Origin of the sequence: Nocardia tenerifensis NBRC 101015 (assembly GCF_000308715.1) — a bacterium.
GTDB classification, from domain to species: Bacteria; Actinomycetota; Actinomycetes; order Mycobacteriales; family Mycobacteriaceae; genus Nocardia; species Nocardia tenerifensis.
In genome coordinates this window covers 1-7,640 of sequence record NZ_BAGH01000121.1, presented here as the reverse complement: position 1 = coordinate 7,640, position 7,640 = coordinate 1, and the positions used below count along the sequence as shown (strand labels likewise).

Genomic DNA, 7,640 nt, shown 5'->3' with positions numbered 1-7,640 from the left:
CAGGCATGCGGGCCAGCCGGGCACGTGAAACAAACGGGCAGCGGGCCAGCCGGGCACGCGGATCAAGTGGGCGCAGGCCAAGCGGACGCGCGGGTCAGGCAGGCCCGCAGATCAGGCGGGCGCGCGGGTCAGGCGGGCGCGCGGGTCAGGCGGGCGCGCGGGTTTTGATCGCATCCCTGGACACGAAAACGTCGAACTCACCCGGCACGGCGATCACCGCGTTGCCGTAGGCGGAGCGCACGAAAGGCTCTGTCCACCAACGGCCCTCCCGCATGTCGTTGAAGAAGTCCTTGTCGCCGTCGTTGAGGAAGATTTGGTGCTGGGTGGGCGACACGCCGTCGAGGCGCTGGCCGTACAGGCGGCTGATCTTGTATCCGGAGTGAAAGCCGAGCGCGTTCACCCAGGGCTCCAGCTCGACCATGCCCGCCTGCAACACCCACATGTCACCCTCCACCTGATATTTCAGGTGCTGGTCATCGTGGTGATCGTCGCCGTAGAGGGTCAGGTCGACGTCGAGCAGGTGATCCTGGCCGGGCACCTGCTTGGCCACCACGTGCGCCGCTTTGATCTCACCGGTCAATCCGAGATAGGTCTGCATCAGCGTGGCCAGCCACAGCAGCAGCACCGCTACGAGCAGCAACACCAGTCCGCTGCCACCACGCGCCATCAGCGCCCGCATGCCGACCCGGCGCGAGCGCACCAGCCCGGAGACGAGCAGGGCGAGGCCGAGCAGGATGATCAAGATCAACCCGATCTGCACGACGCCGAAATTCACCGGGAAATTCATGCGGTAGTTGTACCCCCGCAGCGCCGGTCGACTCGCGGAAACCGCCCACCGCGCAAACCAATCCGGTGGACACGCCCCGACACGCCGTGGCGGAGGTAGGATCAGCTGGTCATAGTTCTTTTCATCCGGGGGGTTTCCATGTTGATCTGGGGTTGGCGTCAGTACGCGCAGCGGTTGGCCGTGCTCACCTTGGTGTGCGGACGCTGCGGCAATCCGGCGGCGCACGTGCTGCACAAGCTCGTCACCAAGTTCACGCTGTTCTTCGTGCCGCTGATTCCGTTGAGCACCAAGCATTCCCTGCAGTGCACCTGGTGTGGCGCGGAGTCGAATCTGGCGCAGCAGCAGGCGACGGAGCTGCTCGACCGGGCGCAGGCCGAGAACGCGCAGGCCTGGCAGCAGCCGGCCGATCCGTCCTGGCAGGGGCAGCCGCCGCGCAACTACTGAGACGCGCCGACCGTCCACGGGTCGGTCCGCAGCGTCGAGACGCGCGTCTCCAGGTCGGGCAGGCCGGCCTGGACGACCCTTTGCGCCTGTGCGCACCAGGGGAATTCGGTGGCCCAGTGCGCGGCGTCGACCAGCGCGGGGCCGCCCCTGCGCAGATGTTCGTCCACCGGGTGGTGGCGCAAATCCGCGGTGACGTAGGCGTCGACGCCGCGGCGGGCCACCGCGTCCAGGTACGAGTCGCCCGCGCCGCCGCAGACCGCGACCGTGTAGACGGAGCGGTCCGGGTCGCCCGCCGCGCGCACACCCCACGCCGTCGGCGGCAAGGCCGCGGCGACGCGAGTGGTGAAGGCGCGCAACGACTCCGGCTCCGTCAGGGTGCCGACGCGGCCGAGGCCGAGATTCGATGGCAGGGTGGCGCGCTCGGTGATGTGGTAAGCCGGATCCTCGTACGGGTGGGCGGCGCGTAACGCGGACAGGATGGCGGCGCGGGCCGCGGGCGGCGCGACCACCTCGATGCGGTCCTCGGCGACATGCTGGAGTTCGCCGACCACGCCGACGGCCGGATTCGCCTCGGCCATCGGCCGGAACTGGCTCGTCGCGGGCACTCGGAGCGCGCAGTCGCGATAGTCGCCGTCGCCGCCCGCGCCCGCCATGAACAAGGCGATCAGTACCGCGTCGGTGTGCTCCGGAGGCACCTGCACTACCCAGTTGTCCACCGGCGCTTCGGGTTTCGCATCGATCGGGCCCGTGACGGTGAGGCCGAGCGCCTCGGCGAGCGCGTCGGAGACGCCGGGGTCGGCGGAGTCGGCGTTGGTGTGCGCGGTGAACAGCGCGCAGCCGGATCGGATGAGCCGGTGCAGCAGAGCGCCTTTTGGGGTGTCGGCCGCGACGGTGTCGACCCCGCGCAGCAGCAGCGGGTGGTGCACGACCAAAGCCTGTGCGCGCCAATCGATCGCCTCGGCGACGACCGCCTCCGTCGCGTCGACGGCGAACAGCACCCGGCTGACCTCCTCCGCCGGGTCACCGGCGACCAAGCCCACCGAGTCCCACGACTCGGCCAGTCTCGGCGGGTAGGCCGTGTCGAGCACCTCGATGAGATCCGCCAGCGTTGTCATCGTTCACCCTTCTCTGAGTCGGTCATGTTCTGTCGCAACGATTCTGCGGTGACTCGCATCGGGCTTCGACACGGGTGCGCGTGATCACCGCTCCGGCGCGGTCACCACAGTTCCGCCGTGCGAATCGCGGTGATCAGCTCGTCCACCTCTGCCGCACCGCGCACCGCGACCCGCAGGTGGTTCGGCCCGAGGCCGGGGAAGGTGTCGGCGCGGCGGACGGCAATCCCCTTGTCCGCCAAATGTTTTCGGAGCAGTTCGCCGTCGGGGACGTGGAGCAGCAGGAACGGCGCCTCGGCCGGGGTGTGCACGTGTACGCCGATGTCGGTCAGTCGCTTGATCATCGCGTCGCGTTCGACGGCGATGCGCAGCGCGCTCTCGTGCTCCTGCGCCACCGCGTCCGGTTCCGCTGTGGCGGCGATCGCCTCCAGTTGGAGGGTGCCGAGCGGCCAGTGCGGTCGGCCGTGGTTCAGGCGCGCGAGGATCTCCGGCGCGCCGAGGAAGTAGCCGCAGCGGAGTCCGGCCAGCGCCCAGGTCTTGGTGAGGCTGCGCAGGACCAGCACGTCGGGGGCGGCAACCGCGGCGAGCGAGGCCGGCTCACCGGGCACCGCGTCGGCGAACGCCTCGTCCACCACGATGATCCGGCCCGGAGCGCGCAGCGCGTGAATGGTCTCGGCCGGGTGCAGCACCGAGGTGGGGTTGGTCGGATTGCCGACCACCACCAGATCGGCGGCGTCCGGGACGACGGCCGCGTCCAGCATGTACGGCGGATCGAGCAGCACCCTGGTCACCGCGATCCCCGCCTCCCGCAACGCCAATTCCGGCTCGGTGAACGACGGATGCACGACAGCGGCCAGCCGCGGCGCCAGCCGAGGCACCATGGCAAACCCCTCCGCCGCACCCGCCAACAGCAGCACCTCGTCCGGCTCGCGACCGTGCCGCGCCGCGACCGCACACCGCGCGCGACGGTCCTCTTCCGCACTCGGATAACGACCGAGGCTGTCCAGCCGGTCCGCGAGCCGCCGCCGCAGCCACTCCGGCGGCGCACTCCCCCGCACATTCACCGCGAAATCGAGCATGCCCGGCCGCGCCTCCACGTCACCGTGGTGACGCAGTTTCACACGATCAACACTGTCCTCGGGCACGAGACCCCACCCTACGTGGCGCGGACGAGGAACGGCTGGCGACGGCAGGCACAACATCCCATCGGCGGAAGCGATTACGGCCGCACCCGTTGGACGAGCCGTTTAACGGCTCCAACCGCGCCGGGACACCGTCCTGGCTCGTCTGGGCTACACGCCGAAGATCTGATCCAGGCCGCCGGCCGTCAGAACGAGTCCGAACCAGGTTTGCAATTGCGTCCGGTCTGCGTTGTTCACAGCATCGACGATACGGCCAGGCATCGACCCGAACTCCGAAGTCAAAAGTCTGATCAAGGCTTCGGTACGCTCCTGGCTGTCTGCGGTAGTTGCACCGAGGTTGATAATGTACGTCAACACCGTGATCACATCTTCCATCCCGCCAGGTTGCTGCAGCATCACCCATAGGTCGTCTAGCAGGGGTTTCATGTGCGCGTCGAGGTGGGGATTGCCCCGCGCGATCTGCTGCAACACCATCATCCACGCCGCGAAAGTTAGCTTTCTGGCCCGCAGAGCCTGCATGTCCATCGTGGCGACGTCATCAAGCAAGAATTGAAGCCGCGGTAGCCACGGGTCCAGCGCTGATCGGGCTGGTTCCTCCACATCGATCAGGTCATAGACCTCGGTCTCGGCGCTCCACACGCATCCGGTGCTGTTGTTGTGCACCACCACCGGGATCACCGGCGGCAGCGTTCGGGCATTCGGGTTCTGACGCAGGTAGTAACGCCAGATGTCGACCAGATAGCCCAGCATCCGCCGCGCCATCATGCGGTCGACGCTGCTCTGATGTTCCAAGAGCACATAAATGTAGGCCTCGCGGCCCGCCATGCGGGTGCGGTAGAGGATGTCGGTGTAGCGGGAGCGTAATTCTCTCGAGATGAAACTGCACGACAGCAGCTCCATCACCGACCAATCCACCAGTTCCGCCAGGATCTCAGGAACCGCGTCACGAATTGCACACACCGCGTCGGGCGAGCGGGTCGACACCCGCCGGAAATAGGTGTCATGCGGATTGTTAGGCACATCGGACATGCTGCGAAGATACTCGATCACACCGACAAAAACGAATTTCGATTCCGTGCAACGTTCCACGAATTACCTTGTAGCACCGAAACTTTCGCTTATGGAACGTTCCCATTCATGGAGACGGATTCCCGACATAGATTTCACTTCCTCATCACCGAACAAGCTCTCACCACGACTGTGGGTAATGCGGGGCCAATTCGATAGGCGTCAATGAGTTTCGTCATGTTCGATGGCCGACTGGTGATGATCGAGGCACAGCGGCTGAGCTGACAATTACCCACCCGAGAAACATCGCGATCTACGGTCCCGCGTTCGACCTACACGGTCTTCTCACGCCCCCCTGCACACGCGTGCTTCCCTGGCAGTGTCGGCCGATGCGAGCGCCGAGACGCCGGCTCGTATGCTCGGGGACAAGGACGCGAGCGCAACGCTGCGCGCCTGTTCGACACGGAACTAGACAAGGTGGCAGCAGCGATGGACCAGGCCCACAGAGCCACGGTGCCGTCTTACCCCTTGTCGCGAGTGCCGAAGAGCTACTGGAGGCGGCGTAAAACCATGTCTGGGCAGGGCATCAATGGGTGAGCTTCACGTCAGCTTCGTCTGTACCGGCAATATCTGCCGTTCTCCGATGGCGGAGAAGATTTTCGCGACCCATCTCGCCCGCGCGGGACTGGCCGACCGGGTGCGGGTGAGCAGTGCGGGGACGGGTTCCTGGCATGTCGGAGACGACGCGGACCATCGCACCACCGCGACCCTGCGCAAGTACGGCTACGGCACCGGTCACGTGGCCGCCGTCTTCGGCGACGATCACCGCGACGCCGATCTACTGATCGCCCTGGACACCTCCCACGAACGCGAGCTGGCTCGGCTCGGGGTGCCGTCGGAGCGGCGCAGACTGCTGCGCAGCTTCGATCCGGACGCCGACGGCACCGACGTGCCCGACCCCTACTACGGCGACTCCGCCGACTTCGAGCTGGTCCGCGATCAGATCGAGGCGGCCATGCCGGGGCTGCTCGACTGGGTGCGCGCGGAGCTGGGCGAGCCCTCGCTCGACGGGCGCGCGTGATGCGGCGGTTGGCTTTCCTGCTGCGGCCGAGCTGGGTGATCCTGGCCGCGGTGGTCGCCGTGTTCGCCTACCTGTGCTTCACGGTGCTCGCGCCGTGGCAGCTCGGCAAGAACACGACCACCTCGCACCGCAATCAGCTGATCGCCGACTCGGTGGGCGCCGCGCCCGTCGACATCACCACCGTTTTGAGCAGCCCCGCCGACGACGACTCGCATACCGAATGGCGCAAGGTCATCGCCTCCGGCAGTTATCTGCCGGACTCGACGGTGCTGGTCCGGCTGCGTCACCTCGACGGGGCGCCCGGCTACGCGGTGCTCGGTACGTTCCGGCTCGACGACGGACGCCTGCTGCTCATCGACCGCGGATTGGTCGCGGCGGTGGACGGTTCACGCCCGCCGCCGATCCCCGACCCGCCCGCCGGCCCGCAGCGGATCGAGGCGAGAGTGCGGATGTCCGAGGGCATTACGCCGGGCAAGGACCCGTCGGTCCAGGACGGATACCGGCAGGTGTACTCGATCGACACCGCGCAGGAGGCCGCGTTCCTCCAGCAGCCGCTGACGCCGATCCCCACCGGCGAACGCGGCGGCTACCTGCAACTCAGCGAGAATCAGCCCGGCGCCTTCACCCCCACCCCCTCCCCCAACTCGACGCTGGACCCTACCTCTCCTACGGCCTGCAATGGCTCGCCTTCGGCATCATGGCGCCCCTCGGACTCGGCTACTTCCTCTACGCCGAGATCCGCGAGCGCCGCAGGGAAAAGGCAACGCCCGCAACCGAATCCGCCGAGCCGGCCACCACGAGCACCCCGACCGTCAGCGAGCCCGTCGCGCCGACGACCGAAGCGCGGCTGGCCGACCGGTACGGTCGCGGGCGCGACTGACTCCTCTGCCGCACCGCCCCGCATCGCCACACCGCCCCGCATCGCCACACCGCCCCGCATCGCCACACCGCCCCGCATCGCCACACCGCCCCGCATCGCCACACCGCCCCGCATCGCCACACCGCCCCGCATCGCCACACCGCGGCGCGGTGCGGCGATGCGATCGCCAACGACAGCCACTTCCGACTGGTCGAGTCGCTCGGGCAAGCCATGTGCACCGACGCGGTGGATGGCGCAGCTTCAGTTGAATTCCGAAACCGCCTGCCGCCCAGTGGTGAACGAGTTCACGCACAACCCGCGTCTCTGGCGCTAGTACGGCAACGAGCTTGCCGCGTGGGACCTGCATTACCTGGACTACGACAGGCCAGGGCGCCTCACGCGCAGCCTGCTTCCCATCGCGGCACGGTGGTCGCCAGCTACAGCCACCTCCAACTGGTCGAGTCGCTCGCTCACGCACGTGGTGTGCGTGCACGCGGTTAATGGCGCAGCTCGAGCCGGAACCGCCCGGCGCTCGAGAAATTCGCACGCAACCCGCGTCCCCGACACCAGGACGGTGCGGGCGCACGCGAAGCTGTATCGCCCTGACTGCGGACGCACGCGGGACTGTATCGCCCAGACTTCGGCAGAGACAGGCTCATACGCACCCCACCTCGCGGCACCATGACGCAGACCTACCGCTCAGGCACTGCCTTCACGTCCTCGCCCCTACGACGGAAACTTGCGCCTCGCGCACCGACCCGACGTCACCGCCCACAGCGCCGCCACCACGACCGACGCCCACTGCACTGCCTCCGACAGCTGGACCGCGCGGTGCAGATCCGCGACCGTCGGTGCTGGACCGTCGCCCAGCGTCGGGCGGAGTTCGGTGCCGTGGCGGTACTGGGTGCGGCCACCGAGGCGGACGCCGAGTGCGCCCGCCATCGAGGCCTCGACCACACCGGCGTTGGGGCTGGGGTGTTTCGCGGCGTCGCGGCGCCAGGCGTCGCGGGCGGCGGCGCGGCGGCCGCCGACCAGCGGGGCAAGGGCGACGGTGAGCAGCCCGGTGAGGCGGGCGGGCAGGAGGTTGGCGAGATCGTCGGTGCGTGCGGCGGCCCAACCGAACTGACGGTAGCGGTCGTTGCGGTAGCCGATCATGGCGTCGAGCGTGTTAATCGCGCGGTAGCCGAGCAGGCCCGGCACGCCGGCG

7 protein-coding genes and 1 pseudogene are annotated in these 7,640 nt (G+C 68.0%); 3 read left to right on the top strand and 5 right to left on the bottom strand.

The window, feature by feature from the left end; all coding sequences use genetic code 11:
• Positions 1-145: 145 nt before the first annotated feature.
• Positions 146-787, bottom strand: coding sequence for a hypothetical protein (locus ON39_RS10345; protein ID WP_040733234.1), 642 nt, complete (start codon positions 785-787; stop codon positions 146-148).
• A 138-nt stretch (positions 788-925) separates the two neighbouring features.
• On the opposite strand from ON39_RS10345, the gene ON39_RS10340 reads away from it, so the two are divergent.
• Positions 926-1,231: a zinc ribbon domain-containing protein gene (locus tag ON39_RS10340; RefSeq protein ID WP_040733233.1), complete on the top strand. Its 306-nt coding sequence runs from the start codon at positions 926-928 to the stop codon at positions 1,229-1,231.
• Here ON39_RS10340 and ON39_RS10335 read toward each other — a convergent pair.
• From ON39_RS10335 to ON39_RS10325, 3 genes are all read right to left on the bottom strand, one after another.
• The gene (locus ON39_RS10335; RefSeq protein WP_040733230.1) at positions 1,225-2,346 is read right to left on the bottom strand and encodes a Nif3-like dinuclear metal center hexameric protein; all 1,122 of its coding nucleotides are present in this window, start codon (positions 2,344-2,346) and stop codon (positions 1,225-1,227) included. The two genes, ON39_RS10340 and ON39_RS10335, sit on opposite strands and share 7 nt — an antisense overlap.
• 101 nt (positions 2,347-2,447) lie before the next feature.
• On the bottom strand, positions 2,448-3,488 hold the full coding sequence (gene cobC / locus ON39_RS10330) for an Rv2231c family histidinol phosphate aminotransferase CobC (protein ID WP_040733229.1): 1,041 nt from the start codon (positions 3,486-3,488) through the stop codon (positions 2,448-2,450).
• A gap of 147 nt (positions 3,489-3,635) precedes the next feature.
• Entirely contained in the window at positions 3,636-4,574 is a 939-nt protein-coding gene (locus ON39_RS10325; RefSeq protein ID WP_146251339.1) for an Rpn family recombination-promoting nuclease/putative transposase, read from the bottom strand.
• Positions 4,575-5,082: 508 nt separating this feature from the next.
• Between ON39_RS10325 and ON39_RS10320 the strand changes: the two genes are divergently transcribed.
• Together ON39_RS10320 and ON39_RS10315 are read left to right on the top strand one after the other, a co-directional pair.
• Positions 5,083-5,574, top strand: a complete 492-nt coding sequence (locus ON39_RS10320; RefSeq protein ID WP_040733227.1) for a low molecular weight protein-tyrosine-phosphatase — start codon at positions 5,083-5,085, stop codon at positions 5,572-5,574.
• A pseudogene (locus ON39_RS10315) lies at positions 5,574-6,454 on the top strand (SURF1 family cytochrome oxidase biogenesis protein). The gene ON39_RS10320 and the pseudogene ON39_RS10315 overlap by 1 nt, the downstream one beginning before the upstream one ends.
• 705 nt (positions 6,455-7,159) lie before the next feature.
• Here the strand turns inward: ON39_RS10315 and ON39_RS10310 are convergent.
• The coding region (locus tag ON39_RS10310) for a cobalamin biosynthesis protein (protein ID WP_040733225.1) at positions 7,160-7,640 on the bottom strand (481 nt) is incomplete at its 5' end.